At 63.7% G+C, this 14,039-nt stretch carries 20 protein-coding genes; 7 read left to right on the forward strand and 13 right to left on the reverse strand.

Going from position 1 to position 14,039, the window contains the following annotated elements:
• Positions 1 to 16: 16 nt before the first annotated feature.
• Together FXB41_RS22310 and FXB41_RS22315 are read right to left on the reverse strand one after the other, a co-directional pair.
• The gene (locus tag FXB41_RS22310) at positions 17 to 763 is read right to left on the reverse strand and encodes an ABC transporter ATP-binding protein (protein ID WP_007592091.1); all 747 of its coding nucleotides are present in this window, start codon (positions 761 to 763) and stop codon (positions 17 to 19) included.
• The gene (locus FXB41_RS22315) at positions 756 to 1,511 is read right to left on the reverse strand and encodes an ABC transporter ATP-binding protein (RefSeq protein WP_219683219.1); all 756 of its coding nucleotides are present in this window, start codon (positions 1,509 to 1,511) and stop codon (positions 756 to 758) included. The genes FXB41_RS22310 and FXB41_RS22315 overlap by 8 nt, the downstream gene beginning before the upstream one ends.
• A 335-nt stretch (positions 1,512 to 1,846) precedes the next feature.
• Here FXB41_RS22315 and FXB41_RS22320 point away from each other — a divergent pair, with 335 nt between their 5' ends.
• Entirely contained in the window at positions 1,847 to 2,530 is a 684-nt protein-coding gene (locus FXB41_RS22320; protein ID WP_219683220.1) for a hypothetical protein, read from the forward strand.
• A gap of 3 nt (positions 2,531 to 2,533) precedes the next feature.
• Here FXB41_RS22320 and FXB41_RS22325 read toward each other — a convergent pair whose 3' ends face one another.
• Positions 2,534 to 2,908, reverse strand: coding sequence for an ArsC family reductase (locus tag FXB41_RS22325; protein ID WP_007592095.1), 375 nt, complete (start codon positions 2,906 to 2,908; stop codon positions 2,534 to 2,536).
• Positions 2,909 to 3,013: 105 nt separating this feature from the next.
• On the opposite strand from FXB41_RS22325, the gene FXB41_RS22330 reads away from it, so the two are divergent.
• The 3 genes from FXB41_RS22330 (at position 3,014) to FXB41_RS22340 (ending at position 5,022) form a co-directional block, all read left to right on the forward strand.
• Positions 3,014 to 3,385 carry a tRNA-binding protein gene (locus FXB41_RS22330; RefSeq protein WP_007592097.1) on the forward strand — a complete coding sequence of 124 codons (372 nt, stop codon included), beginning with the start codon at positions 3,014 to 3,016 and terminating at the stop codon, positions 3,383 to 3,385.
• Between the two features lie 218 nt (positions 3,386 to 3,603).
• Complete coding sequence (locus tag FXB41_RS22335; protein ID WP_007592099.1) at positions 3,604 to 4,236, forward strand: TetR/AcrR family transcriptional regulator; 633 nt, start codon at positions 3,604 to 3,606, stop codon at positions 4,234 to 4,236.
• Positions 4,237 to 4,239: 3 nt separating this feature from the next.
• The gene (locus tag FXB41_RS22340; protein WP_219683221.1) at positions 4,240 to 5,022 is read left to right on the forward strand and encodes a sulfite exporter TauE/SafE family protein; all 783 of its coding nucleotides are present in this window, start codon (positions 4,240 to 4,242) and stop codon (positions 5,020 to 5,022) included.
• 2 nt (positions 5,023 to 5,024) lie between these two features.
• On the opposite strand, the gene FXB41_RS22345 is transcribed toward FXB41_RS22340, so the two are convergent.
• The 10 genes from FXB41_RS22345 to FXB41_RS22390 form a co-directional block, all read right to left on the reverse strand.
• Positions 5,025 to 5,729, reverse strand: a complete 705-nt coding sequence (locus tag FXB41_RS22345; RefSeq protein WP_035994942.1) for a glutathione S-transferase family protein — start codon at positions 5,727 to 5,729, stop codon at positions 5,025 to 5,027.
• A 93-nt stretch (positions 5,730 to 5,822) separates the two neighbouring features.
• Complete coding sequence (locus tag FXB41_RS22350) at positions 5,823 to 5,966, reverse strand: hypothetical protein (RefSeq protein ID WP_007592105.1); 144 nt, start codon at positions 5,964 to 5,966, stop codon at positions 5,823 to 5,825.
• Between the two features lie 114 nt (positions 5,967 to 6,080).
• Positions 6,081 to 6,746 (reverse strand): DUF429 domain-containing protein, encoded by a 666-nt coding sequence (locus FXB41_RS22355; protein ID WP_219683222.1) that lies wholly within the window; start codon positions 6,744 to 6,746, stop codon positions 6,081 to 6,083.
• A gap of 34 nt (positions 6,747 to 6,780) precedes the next feature.
• Positions 6,781 to 7,128 carry a carboxymuconolactone decarboxylase family protein gene (locus tag FXB41_RS22360; protein ID WP_007592111.1) on the reverse strand — a complete coding sequence of 116 codons (348 nt, stop codon included), beginning with the start codon at positions 7,126 to 7,128 and terminating at the stop codon, positions 6,781 to 6,783.
• A gap of 3 nt (positions 7,129 to 7,131) precedes the next feature.
• Positions 7,132 to 7,653, reverse strand: a complete 522-nt coding sequence (locus FXB41_RS22365) for an RNA polymerase sigma factor (protein WP_007592113.1) — start codon at positions 7,651 to 7,653, stop codon at positions 7,132 to 7,134.
• Entirely contained in the window at positions 7,650 to 7,859 is a 210-nt protein-coding gene (locus tag FXB41_RS22370) for a YgaP family membrane protein (protein ID WP_007592115.1), read from the reverse strand. The genes FXB41_RS22365 and FXB41_RS22370 overlap by 4 nt, the downstream gene beginning before the upstream one ends.
• Positions 7,860 to 7,958: 99 nt before the next feature.
• The gene (locus tag FXB41_RS22375; RefSeq protein WP_219683223.1) at positions 7,959 to 9,143 is read right to left on the reverse strand and encodes a serine hydrolase domain-containing protein; all 1,185 of its coding nucleotides are present in this window, start codon (positions 9,141 to 9,143) and stop codon (positions 7,959 to 7,961) included.
• Positions 9,144 to 9,218: 75 nt separating this feature from the next.
• Entirely contained in the window at positions 9,219 to 9,911 is a 693-nt protein-coding gene (locus FXB41_RS22380; RefSeq protein ID WP_007592119.1) for a GNAT family N-acetyltransferase, read from the reverse strand.
• Between the two features lie 4 nt (positions 9,912 to 9,915).
• Entirely contained in the window at positions 9,916 to 10,263 is a 348-nt protein-coding gene (locus tag FXB41_RS22385; protein WP_007592122.1) for a Lin0512 family protein, read from the reverse strand.
• Between the two features lie 182 nt (positions 10,264 to 10,445).
• Positions 10,446 to 12,110, reverse strand: a complete 1,665-nt coding sequence (locus FXB41_RS22390) for an acetolactate synthase large subunit (RefSeq protein ID WP_219683224.1) — start codon at positions 12,108 to 12,110, stop codon at positions 10,446 to 10,448.
• Between the two features lie 171 nt (positions 12,111 to 12,281).
• Between FXB41_RS22390 and FXB41_RS22395 the strand changes: the two genes are divergently transcribed.
• The 3 genes from FXB41_RS22395 (at position 12,282) to FXB41_RS22405 (ending at position 14,026) form a co-directional block, all read left to right on the forward strand.
• Positions 12,282 to 12,635 (forward strand): MmcQ/YjbR family DNA-binding protein, encoded by a 354-nt coding sequence (locus tag FXB41_RS22395; RefSeq protein ID WP_007592125.1) that lies wholly within the window; start codon positions 12,282 to 12,284, stop codon positions 12,633 to 12,635.
• A gap of 74 nt (positions 12,636 to 12,709) precedes the next feature.
• A complete protein-coding gene (locus FXB41_RS22400) occupies positions 12,710 to 13,582 on the forward strand; it encodes a bifunctional helix-turn-helix transcriptional regulator/GNAT family N-acetyltransferase (RefSeq protein WP_035992844.1) in 873 nt (290 codons plus the stop codon).
• A gap of 57 nt (positions 13,583 to 13,639) precedes the next feature.
• Positions 13,640 to 14,026, forward strand: a complete 387-nt coding sequence (locus FXB41_RS22405) for an ester cyclase (RefSeq protein ID WP_007592129.1) — start codon at positions 13,640 to 13,642, stop codon at positions 14,024 to 14,026.
• The last annotated feature ends 13 nt before the right edge of the window (positions 14,027 to 14,039 follow it).

The following is a 14,039-nucleotide window of genomic DNA, read 5'->3' on the forward strand; positions in this document are numbered from 1 at the left end:
CTTTTTGTTGGCAGTTCTAGACGCCGAGATAGGTGTGGAGCTTGTCCATGTTGGCGGCAAGCTCCGCATTGGAAAATCCGTCAATGATCTTGCCGTGCTCGACCACGTAATAGCGGTCGGCGACGGTGGATGCGAACCGGAAGTTCTGCTCGACCAGGAGGATCGTAAAACCCTCTTTCTTGAGCCGCGCAATGGTGTGGCCGATCTGCTGGATGATGACGGGCGCGAGACCCTCGGTCGGCTCGTCCAGCATCAGGAAGTTCGCACCGGTGCGCAGGATGCGCGCGATCGCGAGCATCTGCTGCTCGCCGCCGGAGAGTTTGGTTCCCTGGCTGTTGAGCCGTTCCTTCAGGTTCGGAAACAGATCGAAGATCTGCTCGAGCGGCAATCCGCCGGGACGCACCACCGGTGGCAACAGCAGGTTCTCCCGGACATCGAGGCTGGAGAAAATTCCGCGCTCTTCCGGGCAGAACGCGATTCCCATCCGCGCGATCTTGTCCGAGGTCGTGCGGATGATGTCCTGGTTGTTGAACTTCACCGAGCCGGTGCGCTTGCCGATGATGCCCATGATCGACTTCAGCGTGGTGGTCTTGCCGGCGCCGTTGCGCCCGAGCAGGGTGACGACCTCGCCTGCGTTCACGTCGAAGTTGATCCCGTGCAGGATGTGGGACTCGCCGTACCAGGCTTCCAGGTTGCGGACCTGGAGGAGGTTGCCGCCGCTCGCAGTCTTTGCGGGAGCGTCCGCCGTTGCCGTCTCAGCCATGACCGGCTCCCAGATAGGCTTCCTTGACGCGTTCGTCCTTGGTCAGCTCGCTGTAATGGCCTTGCGCGAGCACCTGCCCGCGCGTCAACACGGTGATGATGTCGGAGAGATTGGCCACGACGCTCAGATTATGCTCGACCATCAGGATGGTGTATTTCGCGGAAATGCGCTTGATCAGCGCCGCGATCTTGTCGATGTCCTCGTGGCCCATGCCGGCCATCGGCTCGTCCAGCAGCATCATCTCAGGGTCGAGTGCGAGCGTGGTTGCGATCTCCAGTGCGCGCTTGCGCCCGTAGGGCATCTCGACCGCGGGCGTATTGCAAAACTCGCTGAGGCCGACATCGTTCAACAGCTCGCGCGCGCGATCGTTGAATTGGTTGAGCACGGACTTTGAGCGCCAGAAATCGAAGGAGCTGCCGTGCTGGCGCTGAAGCGCGACGCGGACGTTTTCCAGCGCGGTGAGATGGGGAAATACCGCCGAGATCTGGAACGAGCGAACCAGCCCCAGGCGGGCCACATCGGCGGGCGCCATCGCGGTGATGTCCTGCCCCTTGTACAGGATTTTTCCGGCAGACGGTTTGAGGAACTTGGTCAAAAGATTGAAACACGTCGTCTTGCCGGCACCGTTCGGGCCGATCAACGCGTGAATGCTCCCACGGCGAACCTTGAGCGCAACGTCGCGGACGGCGAAGAAGCCCGCGAACTCCTTGGTCAAGCCTTCCGTTTCGAGAATGAACTCATCGGCCAAACAGTTTTCCCCCTGCCCGCACAACGCGCGTGGCTATCCTTGTTGCTTCGGCTTTCCGGAGGCCTTGGAGCCACTCCCTGGAGCCCACCCGGAACGCCGCCTCCGGGCGCGGAATATGCCGGAGGTGACGGGGGTTAGGCAAGGCGGAAAGCTGAGCAGGTCAGGCCTCCGGCCGGGAGACTTATGCTCCCTTAGTCGGACGTGTTTTGATGTCGCGCCTGCCCGGCTTCCCGGTTCGCAAAGCGCCGGTCATCAGGCCGTCGTTAACGGTCTTTCGTTCCATGCGCCAGCCTTCATAGAAAATTTTCCCGCAGCGAGGATCATGCGCGGGTTTCATGCGTCCGGAATTTCTATTCGCCGGGAATATTGTCTTGGATTTTGCAAGCGCCGCTCCTTCCGTGGTCAAGTCGATCAGGCAGCGTGATCTCCTGAACACGTGGCTGCGGCTCTATGCGCGCGAGCAGACGGCCCCGGCGATTTGGGAGTACCAGCCTGCGCGGCTCGAGGAAGAGCTCTCCGATCTGATCTATTATACGGTGGACATGTCGACGCCGATACCGCGTCTGACCATCCAGAGCGAAGGTACGCGCATCTCGCGCGCCTATGGACACACCGGCAAGGGCGTTCTGCTCGACGACTATATCGGGCCGCGTCTCGTGCCCCTGGTAATGCCGGTCTATCATGAATGCGTGGCGCGCGGGGTGCCAGTCTACAGCGTTGCCGACGTCGATGACATCTACGGCCGTATCGTCGCCTATGAGCGCCTGCTGCTGCCGTTCCAGACCGACGGCAAGGTCTGTCACATCATCGCATCGCTCAAGACCTTCTGCGAGGACGGCGGCTTCGAGATCAAGAATCTGATGCGCGGAAATGACGCGCTGCCGCGCCCGAGATTGCGCGCGGTGATCGACCGCGACCTGTTCCACCGCACCCCAGGCCGCATCGCGCCGGCCGAGCTGGTCGAGTTCGCGGACCAGCAGGGCTCCGGCCTTCCCAGCGAGATCATCGAGCTGAACTAGCGCTCAGCGCGATTTGGCGGCCGCTTCCTTGGTCTTGACTTCCTTGGCATAGACGTCCGGCTTGAAGCCGACCAGCAGCTTGCCACCAAATTCAAGCACCGGCCGCTTGATCATCGATGGTTGCGCTAGCATCAACGCCAGCGCCTTTTTCTCGGAGAGGCCTTCCTTGTCGGCATCGGGCAGCTTCTTGAAGGTCGTCCCGGCGCGATTGAGCAGCGTCTCCCAACCGACCTTGTCGCTCCACTGCTTGAGCTTGTCCTTCTCCACGCCCGCCGTCTTGTAGTCGTGAAACGCGTAGGCGACGCCATGGGTGTCGAGCCAGGCGCGCGCCTTCTTCATGGTGTCGCAGTTCTTGATGCCGTAGATGATGTTGGGCAAAACGTTCCTCGCGCATCCGTCGTATCGTGATCCCAAGGCGTTGTACGCAACTCCGGTTCGCGCGACAATATTGCGAATGATGCCATCTCTTCGAACGGACACTCCATGCACGTCACTCACGATCCAGCCGCGACTGCGTCGCCAACCATCGACTTCGACACCTTCCTCGCGGTCGATATCCGCGTCGGCACCATCGTCGATGCGAAGCCGTTCCCGGAGGCGCGCAAGCCGGCCTGGCGGCTGTGGATCGACTTCGGTCCCGCGATCGGTGTGCGCAAGAGCTCGGCGCAGATCACCGAAAACCATCCGCTTGAAACGCTGGTGGGCCAACAGGTGGCCGCGGTCGTGAATTTCCCGCCGCGCCAGATCGGCCCGGTTGTCTCGGAGGTGCTCACCCTCGGTTTCCCCGATACCGACGGCAAGGTCGTGCTGGTGCAGCCGAGCAAGCCCGTGCCGAACGGCGGACGGCTGTTCTAGCACCGCGCGATCAAGGGACGGTTCCAGGCCGCCGGCGGCGTCCCATTTAACGGTTCAGCCCTCCTGTTTCCCGACCCGGGGCGTCGGGATTGACCGGGATCCTTTTTTGATAATATAAATGACTGACTGATCGTTTTTTATCTCAGCCGCCCTTATCAACTACCTCCTCCGAGGAACGAATAAAACGATCGACCTGTCAGTTATTTATGGATAGCCGGATGCCCAAGATCAGCGACAAGCAACGCGAAAGCCGGCGGCAGCAGATCCTCGAAGCCGCTCTTGCCTGCTTCGCCGAGGACGGTTTTCACCAGACCGGGATGGCCGACATCGTCAAACGGTCGGGGCTGAGCCACGGTGCGGTCTATCTCTACTTCCAGAGCAAGGACGATCTGATCGAGGCACTCGCCGACGACCGGCACCGGCGCGAGGCCGTGCTCAACTCGGTCGCGCAAGGATCGGGCGATCCGATCGAAGGACTTCACGCACTGGTCGGCGTCTACGCGCAATGGCTCACCGACCCCGCCGGCGAAGCGCGCCGCCGTGTCGGTATCCATGGCTGGGCCGAGGCCCTGCGCAACCGACGCGTCCGCACCAGCGTCGTGCAAGGCATCGACATGCCGCGCGCCCTGATCGTCGCACTGGTCGAGCGCGGCCAGCATGACGGCCTCATAAAGCGCGATCTCGGTCCTGAAGCGATCGCGCGCGTGCTGATCGCGATCTTCCAGGGATTTCTGCTGCAAAAATGCTGGGGCCAGGATTTTGACATCGAGGCCTGCATGGCGGCCGTGACCGGCGTGATCGATGGTTTTCGCACCACGAAGGCCGACGTCAAGCGACGGACCAGGAACTGAGCGATGTCGTGGGTCCACGACCTGCTCGCAGGCATTGGGGTCGGTCTCATCGGCGGGCTGACATCGGGCTTCATGGGCACGAGCCCAGGAGGCGGTCTCGTGATTTTCAGCGTGCTGCTGCTCGGCGCCGAGCAACACGTCGCCCAGGGCACATCGCTGATCACGCAGGTTCCACCGACAGGACTCGCGGGTGTTCGCCGCTATTGGCAGAACGGCAATCGCAGCCCGTTGCTGTGGATCGTCTGGATCGGCATCGGCTTTCTGTTCGGCGGCGCCGGCGGCGGCTACGCTGCGGCCGCAGTCTCCGACGCGGTGTTGCAATGGACCTACGTCGTCTATCTCGTCGCACTGATCGCTCTCCTGATCCTGCGCCGCGACCGCGAGGACAAAAGCAATGAGACCGGCGACCGAGACGAGCTGCCGTGGCTGCCGCTGCTCCTCATCGGCATGCTTGCCGGATTTTCCTCCGGCTTCATGGGCATCGGCGGCGGGCTGGCGATTACCGTCGGGCTGGCGGCAGGCCTGCGGGTGCCGCAGCATCAGGCGCAGCTCGTCAGCCTCGTCTTCTCGGTCATCCCGACCAATATTCCGGCCGCGTGGATCTATTGGAGCAAGGGGCTCATGGTCGGCTGGCCGGCCATCATCGGCATCCTGGCCGGCCTCTGGGTCGGCACCGATCTCGGTGCACGCGCTGCCAATGGCGTCGGCAAATCGGTACTGCGCCGGGTCATGATCGCCCTCATCCTGCTGATGGCGCTCTACATGACCCACAAGGCGCTAACCTGATCTTACGGCCGCTTCGGAATGTTCAGCCCGCGCTCGACCGCCGGACGCGCCAGCCCGCGTTCGAGCCAGGCGGCGACGGATTTGAACTGGCTGAACTCGACGAGATCGCCGGCGCCGTAGAAGCCGATGAGGTTGCGCACCCAGCCGAGCATGGAGATGTCGGCGATGGTGTAGTCGTCGTCCATGAACCATTGCCGGCCGGCAAGATGCATCTCCATCACCCCGAGCAGCCGCTTGGCCTCGCCCACGTAGCGCTCGAGCGGCCGCTTGTCCTCAAAGTCCTTGCCGGCGAATTTGTTGAAAAAGCCGACCTGGCCGAACATCGGCCCGATACCACCCATCTGGAAATGCAACCACTGGAGGGTCTGGTAGCGGCGCGCGGGATCCTGCGGCAGCAGCTTGCCGGTCTTCTCCGCGAGGTATTGCAGGATCGCCCCGGATTCGAACAGCGGCAGCGGCCTCCCGCCGGGACCGTCGGGATCGAGGATCGCCGGGATCTTGCCATTCGGATTGAGCGAGAGGAATTCCGGCGTCTTCTGGTCGTCCTTGCCGAAATCGACGAGATGGACTTCGTAGGGAAGCCCGATCTCTTCCAGCATGATCGAGACCTTGACGCCGTTCGGCGTCGGCAGCGAATAGAGCTGGAGCAGCTCCGGGTGCTTGGCCGGCCAGCGCTTGGTGATGGGAAAGGCGGACAGATCGGACATCAGGACCCCGGCTTCGTTCATGAGATGCCGCCTAGTCTAGGCAAGCGGACGAACGACGCAAGGTCGAGTGGTCAGATCATTTTCCCGCACAGGTCACAGCGGCCGCAGCAAATGGTTGGTGGCGTGCATCACATCGCGCTGCGCGCGTTGCTCGATGAAAAGTTGGCCGGTGACCAGCAGTGCTCCGGTGAAGACGAGCGCAAGCATCGCGGTCGCGAATTGACTGCCATCCCTCATCGGACGAGCTTCTCCGTGTTCGGTTCGCACGAGGAACGCAGGCCAGCCGTCGTCTGTTCCTGCAAGCTTCAAATAAATTGCAGCTTTTTCCCGGCCCCTCGCACGCCGACAGCCTCAATAATTGATCTCCATCCGCAAGCCCCTCGGGTCGGTCTCCTCTCCGCCGAACCTCTGCGTGCTGTCGCGTGCCGCGATGGCGCAGGCACAGGCGTCGATGAGATCGTTACGGCCGATGCCGGTGCCGTGTCGTTGAGTCAGCCATTTCGGCAAACGCGCGAAGCCGCGCTGCTCCAGGAGTGCGATGCGCTGCTCGCGGCCCTCTGCCGAGGCCTTCTTTGCGAGCCGGGCCCGCCCAGCCAGATTCCAAAAAATCAATTCCGGATGCGCTTCGCCGATGGTCGCCTGCCGCTCCGGCGTCATGATCTCGTCGACGTCCCTGATCTTGTCCCTGATGTTCCAGAGCTGCGCCGACACGCCCCTGCCCTTGCCCTCGCGCTCCCAGTAGTGCCGGTTAGCTGCAGCCATATCGGCAAATCGCCAGAGGTCACGGCGCGCGCCGAGAAACACGGCGGGACCGACCCGCTCGCGTGCGCGCAAATCGCAGATGCGGTATCCGCTCCATTTCAATCCGATCGGCATGTCGATCATCGCGCGTGCATGCGGCAGCGCGAGCAGCCGCGCGAGACCCGGCGAATAGTCGAACCCGTGATCGCCGCGGTGGTCGATCCAGGCGGCGACCCAGCCGAAGCGAAATCCGTCAAGGCCGAGATAGTTTGGCAATTTCCTGATCCCCGACGGACATCTGCCCGCCCCTTTATCCGGGTTCCTCGCCCCGATGTCGCTCGAACAGGCGCTGCGCCAACAACGCATGGCCGAGCGTGCTGCCGGCGCGAACCGCCGCCGCAATCAGCGCGGCTTCCGCGATTTCTTCGCGCGTTACACCGGCCTTCACCGCTTGCGCCGTGTGCACATCGAGGCAATAGGCGCATTGCGTGGTGAGCGCGACCGCGAGCGAGATCAGCTCCCGATATTTTGGCGGAATCAATCCATCCTCGCGCTCGACCGCGTGGTTGAACGCAAGGAAGGCGCTGGCCTCGACCGGCGCGAGCGCCACGAAGGCCGCGATGGATTTCAGATCGTCAGGGCTTTGATAATCGCTCATGGCTCATCTCGTCAGATATTCGCGCATCAGAGCGCGGGCGCGATGCAGGCGTGCCTTCACGGTCTGCCGGGTCGCACCGAGTGCGACGGCGATTTCGTCGATGGTCATTTCCTTGACGTCGCGCATCAGCGCGACGTCGCGGTAGTGCGGCGGCAGCGCCTCGAAGGCCGCCGCGACGTCGAGCCGCAAATCGGCCTCAGGACGCGACAGCAGCAGCGCCTCCGCCTCTGCGTCGTCGATCGCCGGCGCAAGGCCCGCCTTGCGGGCGAGCCGCAGGCATTCGCGGCGGACCACACTGAACAGCCAGGCCGAAAACGCCAGCCAGGAGCGGATCGTGCCGACATGGCGAAACAGGATCCACAGCGCCTCCTGCGTCGCATCCTCGGCATCCGCCGAGCTGCGACAGGTGGCGCGGGCGTAGCGGCGGATGTTCGGTTGCGCCGTCTCGAGCAGCGACGCGATCGCCTGGGGATCGCCGAGGCGCGCGGCCTCGAACAGGTCCGGCGAGATCACAGTGGCGCTCATGACACGCCTCCCCTGCCGATACCGGCCATCGCGCACATCGGACAATAACCGACGAGGCCGGTCAGCGCGAAACCGGCACCGCCGAGCGCAACCAGCCACAGCGCGGCGCCGGTGAGATACACGAATGCCGCGACGGCCACCGCGACGCCCAAGGCGATCCGCACGGCCTGATGCAGGCCGCCGATATTCTTCCTGTAAAAACCCATCACATCCTCCGAGATGAGCCGAGGCAAAATGCCTCGACCGTCAAGAGAGGGCGCGACGACCAGAAAGGATTCGCGGCAACGTGCAGATTTTTTTCGCGATCAGCCTCCGACGGCCTGATAGGCCAGACGCTTGAATTCGAAGAAGAACGGATTCCAGAAGCCCATGTAGCGCTGCGTCATCAGCACGCCGGCGGTATTGGCCTGCGGGCAGATCCACCAATGGGTGCCGGCAAGGCCGCCCCACTGGAATTCGCCGGTCGAATTCGGGGGATCGAACGGCGTCGGCGCGAAGGTGACGGCGCCGCCGAGGCCAAAGCCCTTGCCGGGGATCGGGCCGAGATTGGCGAAGCGGATGTTCTCGCCGGCGGGCAACTGGTTCGTCATCATCAACCGCAGCGTCTCCGGCTTCAGCAGAGCATCCGAGCCGGGGAGCAGCGCCCGTATCAAAGCAAGCATGTCGGGCAAGGTCGAGATCAGTCCGCCGCCACCTGACAGCCGCGGGAATTGCCGCCGATAGGCCTGCGGATAAGGCAGGTCATCGGCCCGGGTGAGGCCGGGCTTCATGGGATCGAGGACATCCGCGCCGTTGTAGAGGGCCACCAGCCTGCCCTGCTGCGCGTCCGGCACGTGGAAGCCGGTGTCGGTCATGCTGAGCGGCTCGAAGATGCGCGCCTTGAGGACGGCGTCGAGCGGCTTGCCGGAGACCACCTCCACGACACGCCCAAGCACGTCGGTCGCAACCGAATATTCCCAGGACGTGCCGGGATGAAAGGACAGCGGCAGATCGGCGAGCTGGTCGATCATGCCGGTCAGCGGCGTCAACGGATTGAGAACGCGCGCCTCGTTATAAGCTTTGAACAGCACCGTACCGGGATCGAAGACGCCGTAGCTGAGGCCGGAGGTGTGAGTCAGAAGCTGCCGGATCGTGATCGGGCTCTTCGCCGGTTCGACGTCGGCAAGGCTCAAAGCGCCCGGCTTCAGAACCTTGCGATTGCCGAGTTGCGGCAGGAATTTCTCGACAACGTCATCGAACCCGATGCGGCCTTCCTCGACCAGCAGCATGATCGCGCAGGTGACGAAGACCTTGGTATTGGAGAACGCGCGAAAAATGTGATCGGGCCGCAGCGCGGTGCTGGCCTCGCGATCGGCGAAACCGACACACTGCTGATCGACGACCTCGCGGCCTCGCAGCACCGCCCAGGATGCACCCGGAATGATCTCCTGATCGACGTAACGCTGCATAGCCGTCCGCGTGGCGGAAAAATCAGGTGTTCTGGCGTCCATGTGCTTCCCCCAATGATGGTTGGGATCGATATAGCGTGAATTCGCCGGATATGAAGCCTGACCGGACGGCGCGGCTCATTCCTGCTTCATGAACGCAGTGACGTGCAGGCGGCGCCGAATCCGCATCCCCTGGCGCTGGTACAGCGCGATGGCCGATGAGTTGCTCGAGAACACGTGCAGGAACGGAATTTCGCCGCGCGCCTCGATCTGGCGCGCGACCGCCGCCAGCAGCGCCTGCGCGTAGCCCCGGCCTCGATGGTCGGGGTGGACGCAGACGGCCGTCATCTCGACGAAATTGCCCGGCTTCATGCGCTCGCCGGCCATCGCGACCAATTCGCCGCCGGCGTGGATGCCGAGAAACGTCCCGAGCTCGTGCGTGCGCCGGGCGAATGGACCGGGCTTCGTCAACTCCGTCAGCGCCAACATGGCGGGAACATCGGCCGCACCCAGCCGGACGATCTCGGCATCGCGAAGCGGACTGTCTGCCGGAGAGCCGATCATCTGCTCGCCGGTCTCCGCAAGGACGACCTTGAAGCCGGCGGGAACGTCGACGGCCTCCGGCGTGAACAGCGCGGCGACCTGCGAGCCCGACAGGAGATCACGAAGCGCGGCAAAGCTCGCCTCGGACATGTCGACCATGTCGGCAAAGGGCGTCATGTCCACCGGATAGCGCAACGCTCGCGGGCCACCCTCGGCCAGATGTTTGTGGCTGGTCGTCAGCGCGCTCCAGATCGGGCGATCCAGCAGCGTCACGTCACCGTCGGACACCGTCTCACTCCTTCTCGAAGCTGACGATGACGGCGGCATTGGCGATGAGGATAGGATCGTTGCCCTGTTCGGGGGCCGAGGGAATCTCTAGCCCGCCCTTCACCGCGTTGACGGTGACAGTGCCGTAAGGCAGCTCCTTCGCGACCGCGTCCTTGTCGACGGCTTCGGGATTCGGCACCGCAATCGTGACGTCCACGAACATGTCGTTCGCAGTCTTGTCGATCATCCGGAAGAAGCCGAGGCTCGAATGCCTGATGGCGTCAGACACGGCACGCTTCGCCGCCTTGGTGGCGTCCCTGCCGTGGACGTCGACGCCCATGCCCATCTCGGTGATACAGCGAACGCGAGCCATGTTCTTATTCCTGTGGTTGATTGGATGATATGGACGCGACTTGTTATCGTATTCAGGCCGGCCCGCATACTCCGTCATTGCGAGGAGCAAAGCGACCGAGCAATCCAGGCCGCCCCCGCGGAGACAACCTGGATTGCTTCGCTTCGCTCGCAATGACGCGGGGGCAGCAGCATCGCACAAACTCACGCCTTCGACTTCTCCCGCGCCCGCAGCTCCTCAACGAGCACCCGCACATTCTCCGAATAATCGATCGGGATCACGACCAGATGCACGCCGCCCTCCTTGAAGGCGGCATCCAAGGTCGGGCCAAAGCTGTCGATGCTCTCGATGCGATGTCCTTTCGCTCCATAAGCCCTCGCGTACAGGACGAAATCGGGATTGCCAAAGGTCATGCCGAAATCGGCGAAGTGATCGACGGCCTGCTTCCAGCGGATCATGCCGTAGGCGTTGTCCTCGAGCACCAGCACGACGAGATTGAGCTTGAGGCGGACGGCGGTCTCCATCTCCTGGCTATTCATCATGAAGCCGCCGTCGCCGGCGACCGCGAGCACGCGGCGCTCCGGATAGAGCATCGCGGCCATCATCGCCGACGGCAGCCCGGCGCCCATTGTCGCCAGCGCATTGTCGAGCAGCAGCGTGTTGGCGACGCGGGTGCGGTAGTTGCGCGCGAACCAGATCTTGTACATGCCGTTGTCGAGCGCGACGATGCCGTTCTCCGGAATGACCTGCCGAATGTCGTGCACGATGCGTTGCGGCGTCGGCGGCCAGCGCGCTTCTGTGGCGCGGTCGGCGATCTGCGTAAGGATCTTTTCGCGCAGTGGCAGCAGCGCGGCGGCTTGCGGCAGCTTACCTTCGAGCCGGTCGGCGAGCAGCTCCAAGCTGGGGCCGACGTCGCCGACGACTTCCGCATCGGGAAAATAGACCAGCTCGACGCTGGCCGGTGTGTAGCTGACGTGAATCACCTTGGGGCCCGATGGTCCCATGATAAAGGGCGGCTTCTCGATCGGGTCGTGACCGATCGCGACGATCAGATCGGCGGAGTCGATCGCGTCATGAACGTAGTCGCGCTCGGACAGCGCGGCGGTGCCCATGTAGAGATTGGTGCCGCCGGGCACCGTGCCCTTGCCCATCTGCGTGGTGAAGAAGGGAATGCCGGTCCGCCGCACGAAGCTGGCGATGCCGTGTGTCGCGCGCGGCCGGCTGGTCGCAGCGCCCATCATCACCAGCGGATGCTTCGCGGCTAAAATCATCTCGGCGGCGCGGTCGAGCGCGGCGCGATGGGCGACCGGGATCTCGATCGGATGAACCGGGATCACCGGGACCTCAGGCACTTCATCGCCTGCGATATCTTCGGGCAGTTCGAGATGCACGGGCCCCGGCCGCTCCTCCATCGCCACGCGAAACGCATCGCGGACCACGGTGGGGATGCTGGAGGCGCTGATGATCTGCCGCGACAGTTTCGTCAGCGGCTTCATGGTGGCGACCACGTCGACGATCTGGAAACGCGCTTGCCGGCTGCTCATGATCGGCTTCTGGCCGGTGATCAAGATCATGGGCATCGCACCAAGATGCGCATATGCCGCGCCCGTCGACAGATTGAGCGCGCCCGGGCCGAGCGTCGAAAGACAAACTCCGGGCTTGCCGGTCAGCCGCCCGTGCGTCGCGGCCATGAAGGCGGCTGCCTGCTCGTGGCGGGTCAGGATCAGTTCGATTTTGGAGGTGCGCAACGATTCCACCAGATCGAGATTCTCCTCGCCGGGCACGCCGAAGATGCGGTCGACGCCTTCGTTCTCCAGCGCCGCGACGAACAGGTCGGATCCTTTTGCTTTGCGTTCCTGCCCACTCATGTCGCCTCCCGGTCACAATGTCGGCTCCCGTGTTCCACGGCAGCCGGCGTATGGTAACGGTCCGCGGCGCGGGCACAACTCACAAAGAGGCGCGCAACCGCACCATCCTCGTGGCGACAACGCTCGTCCCTCTCGTGTCCTTGCCGCGTGCGCTGTGCTATCGCTCGGGCGATGACTCCTAATACCTTCGAAACCCGCTGCCTGCGCCTGCCCGCCGTCACCAAGGTGGTGCAGTGGGAGGGCACCTCCGTGTTCAAGGTCGGCGGCAAGATGTTCGCACTCGGCGGCGGCTTTGCCGCGCGCTCCGGCGGCTACATGTTCAAGGTCTCGAACATGGCCTATGCCATGCTGATCGAGCACGGCCTTGCGCGGCCGGCGCCCTATCTGGCGCGCGCCAAGTGGGTGCAGCTCGTCGGCAACAACGCGCTATCAGACGCCGAGCTCACGAGCTATCTGGCGCAGGCGCACGCGCTGGTCGCGGCGAAACTCACGCGGAAGTCCCGCAAGGCGCTGGGCCTCGAGTGAAGTGCAGCCGGTGCCGAAGCGAAAGCCTGCGCTGATTGACATCGATGATATGCCTGACTAAAGTCAGATATATCATGCTCGACCCTGTTTCCCGCGTCCGCCGCTTCAACCGTGCCGTCACGTCCGCTGTCGGTGCGCTCGACACGTCATTCCTGGGGCGCGGGCGGCCGTTGGGGGCGGCGCGCGTGCTCAACGCGATCGGGCATGGACGTTCGGACGTGGCCGAGATCCGCGACTATCTCGGCCTCGATTCCGGCCTGATGAGCCGCCTGCTCCGCAGCCTCGAGGACGAGGGGCTGGTCGAGACCATTGCGCATGAGGAAGATGCGCGCCGCCGCGTGGTATCGTTGACTCGTGCGGGCCGGCGCGAGTTCGCGGCCTATGAAGCGCTGTCGAACACGCAGGCCGAGGGCTTCCTTGCCCAGCATTCACAACGCGAGGCGCTGCTGGCGGCGATGGATTTGATTGCTTCCGCATTGACGCGCGAGCGCGTCACGCTGGACGAGATGGATCCGCGGAGCGAACAGGCCCGTTATTGCCTCGGCGAATATTATGGCGAGCTCGGCCGCCGCTTCAAGCAGGGCTTTGACGTCTCGCTGTCGCGCGATCCTGACGCCAAGGATATGCGCCGCCCGCGCGGCACGTTCATCGTCGCGATGTCGGACACGCTGCCGGTCGGCTGCGTCGGGCTGAAAGGCACGGATCACGGCTATGCCGAGATCAAGCGTCTGTGGGTCGCACCGGCGGCGCGCGGATTGCGGCTCGGCCGGCGCCTGATGGACGCGAGCGAGGATGTCGCGCGCGGGCTCGGCATCAAGCTGCTGCGGCTCGACACCAACAGCGCGCTGGCGGAGGCCGGCCAGCTCTACCGAAGAAGCGGCTGGAGCGAGATCCCCCGCTTCAATGACGATCCCTACCCGGACCTGTTCTTCGAAAAACGTCTGTGAGCGCCGGCGCCGATCGCCCTGTTGCCGCGTTATGGCCGGAGCCGCAGGAGCAACGCCATGACCAGGTCCGACCTCGCCGACATCTACCGCAATTACATCGCCTGCCTGAACCGGCAGGATTGGCCCGCCCTCGAACAGTTCGTTCACGGTGACGTCGTCCACAATGCGCGACCGTTCGGATTGTCCGGCTATCGTGCCATGCTGGAGCAGGATTTTCGCTCAATTCCCGATCTGCATTTCAACATCGAGCTGCTGGTCTGCGATCCGCCCCAAATCGCCTCCCGGCTGACGTTCGATTGCACGCCGGCTGGAACGTTTCTGGGGCTGGATGTGAACGGCAGGCGCGTGTCCTTCTGCGAAAACGTGTTCTATCAATTTCGCGACGGAAAAATACGGCACGTGTGGTCCATCGTCGACAAGCCCGCGATCGAGGCGCAGCTCTAGCGCTGCGCCTCGA

Source organism: Bradyrhizobium canariense, assembly GCF_019402665.1.
GTDB classification, from domain to species: Bacteria; Pseudomonadota; Alphaproteobacteria; order Rhizobiales; family Xanthobacteraceae; genus Bradyrhizobium; species Bradyrhizobium canariense.

Coding starts and splice junctions, on each gene's coding strand:
- FXB41_RS22310 (WP_007592091.1), bottom strand. CDS start 763: ATGGCTGAGACGGCAACGGCGGACGCTCCCGCAAAGACTGCGAGCGGC.
- FXB41_RS22335 (WP_007592099.1), top strand. CDS start 3,604: ATGCCCAAGATCAGCGACAAGCAACGCGAAAGCCGGCGGCAGCAGATC.
- FXB41_RS22405 (WP_007592129.1), top strand. CDS start 13,640: ATGACCAGGTCCGACCTCGCCGACATCTACCGCAATTACATCGCCTGC.
- FXB41_RS22390 (WP_219683224.1), bottom strand. CDS start 12,110: ATGAGTGGGCAGGAACGCAAAGCAAAAGGATCCGACCTGTTCGTCGCG.
- FXB41_RS22340 (WP_219683221.1), top strand. CDS start 4,240: ATGTCGTGGGTCCACGACCTGCTCGCAGGCATTGGGGTCGGTCTCATC.
- FXB41_RS22385 (WP_007592122.1), bottom strand. CDS start 10,263: ATGGCTCGCGTTCGCTGTATCACCGAGATGGGCATGGGCGTCGACGTC.
- FXB41_RS22370 (WP_007592115.1), bottom strand. CDS start 7,859: ATGGGTTTTTACAGGAAGAATATCGGCGGCCTGCATCAGGCCGTGCGG.
- FXB41_RS22360 (WP_007592111.1), bottom strand. CDS start 7,128: ATGAGCGATTATCAAAGCCCTGACGATCTGAAATCCATCGCGGCCTTC.
- FXB41_RS22375 (WP_219683223.1), bottom strand. CDS start 9,143: ATGGACGCCAGAACACCTGATTTTTCCGCCACGCGGACGGCTATGCAG.
- FXB41_RS22395 (WP_007592125.1), top strand. CDS start 12,282: ATGACTCCTAATACCTTCGAAACCCGCTGCCTGCGCCTGCCCGCCGTC.
- FXB41_RS22345 (WP_035994942.1), bottom strand. CDS start 5,729: ATGTCCGATCTGTCCGCCTTTCCCATCACCAAGCGCTGGCCGGCCAAG.
- FXB41_RS22365 (WP_007592113.1), bottom strand. CDS start 7,653: ATGAGCGCCACTGTGATCTCGCCGGACCTGTTCGAGGCCGCGCGCCTC.
- FXB41_RS22320 (WP_219683220.1), top strand. CDS start 1,847: ATGCGTCCGGAATTTCTATTCGCCGGGAATATTGTCTTGGATTTTGCA.
- FXB41_RS22400 (WP_035992844.1), top strand. CDS start 12,710: ATGCTCGACCCTGTTTCCCGCGTCCGCCGCTTCAACCGTGCCGTCACG.
- FXB41_RS22350 (WP_007592105.1), bottom strand. CDS start 5,966: ATGAGGGATGGCAGTCAATTCGCGACCGCGATGCTTGCGCTCGTCTTC.
- FXB41_RS22330 (WP_007592097.1), top strand. CDS start 3,014: ATGCACGTCACTCACGATCCAGCCGCGACTGCGTCGCCAACCATCGAC.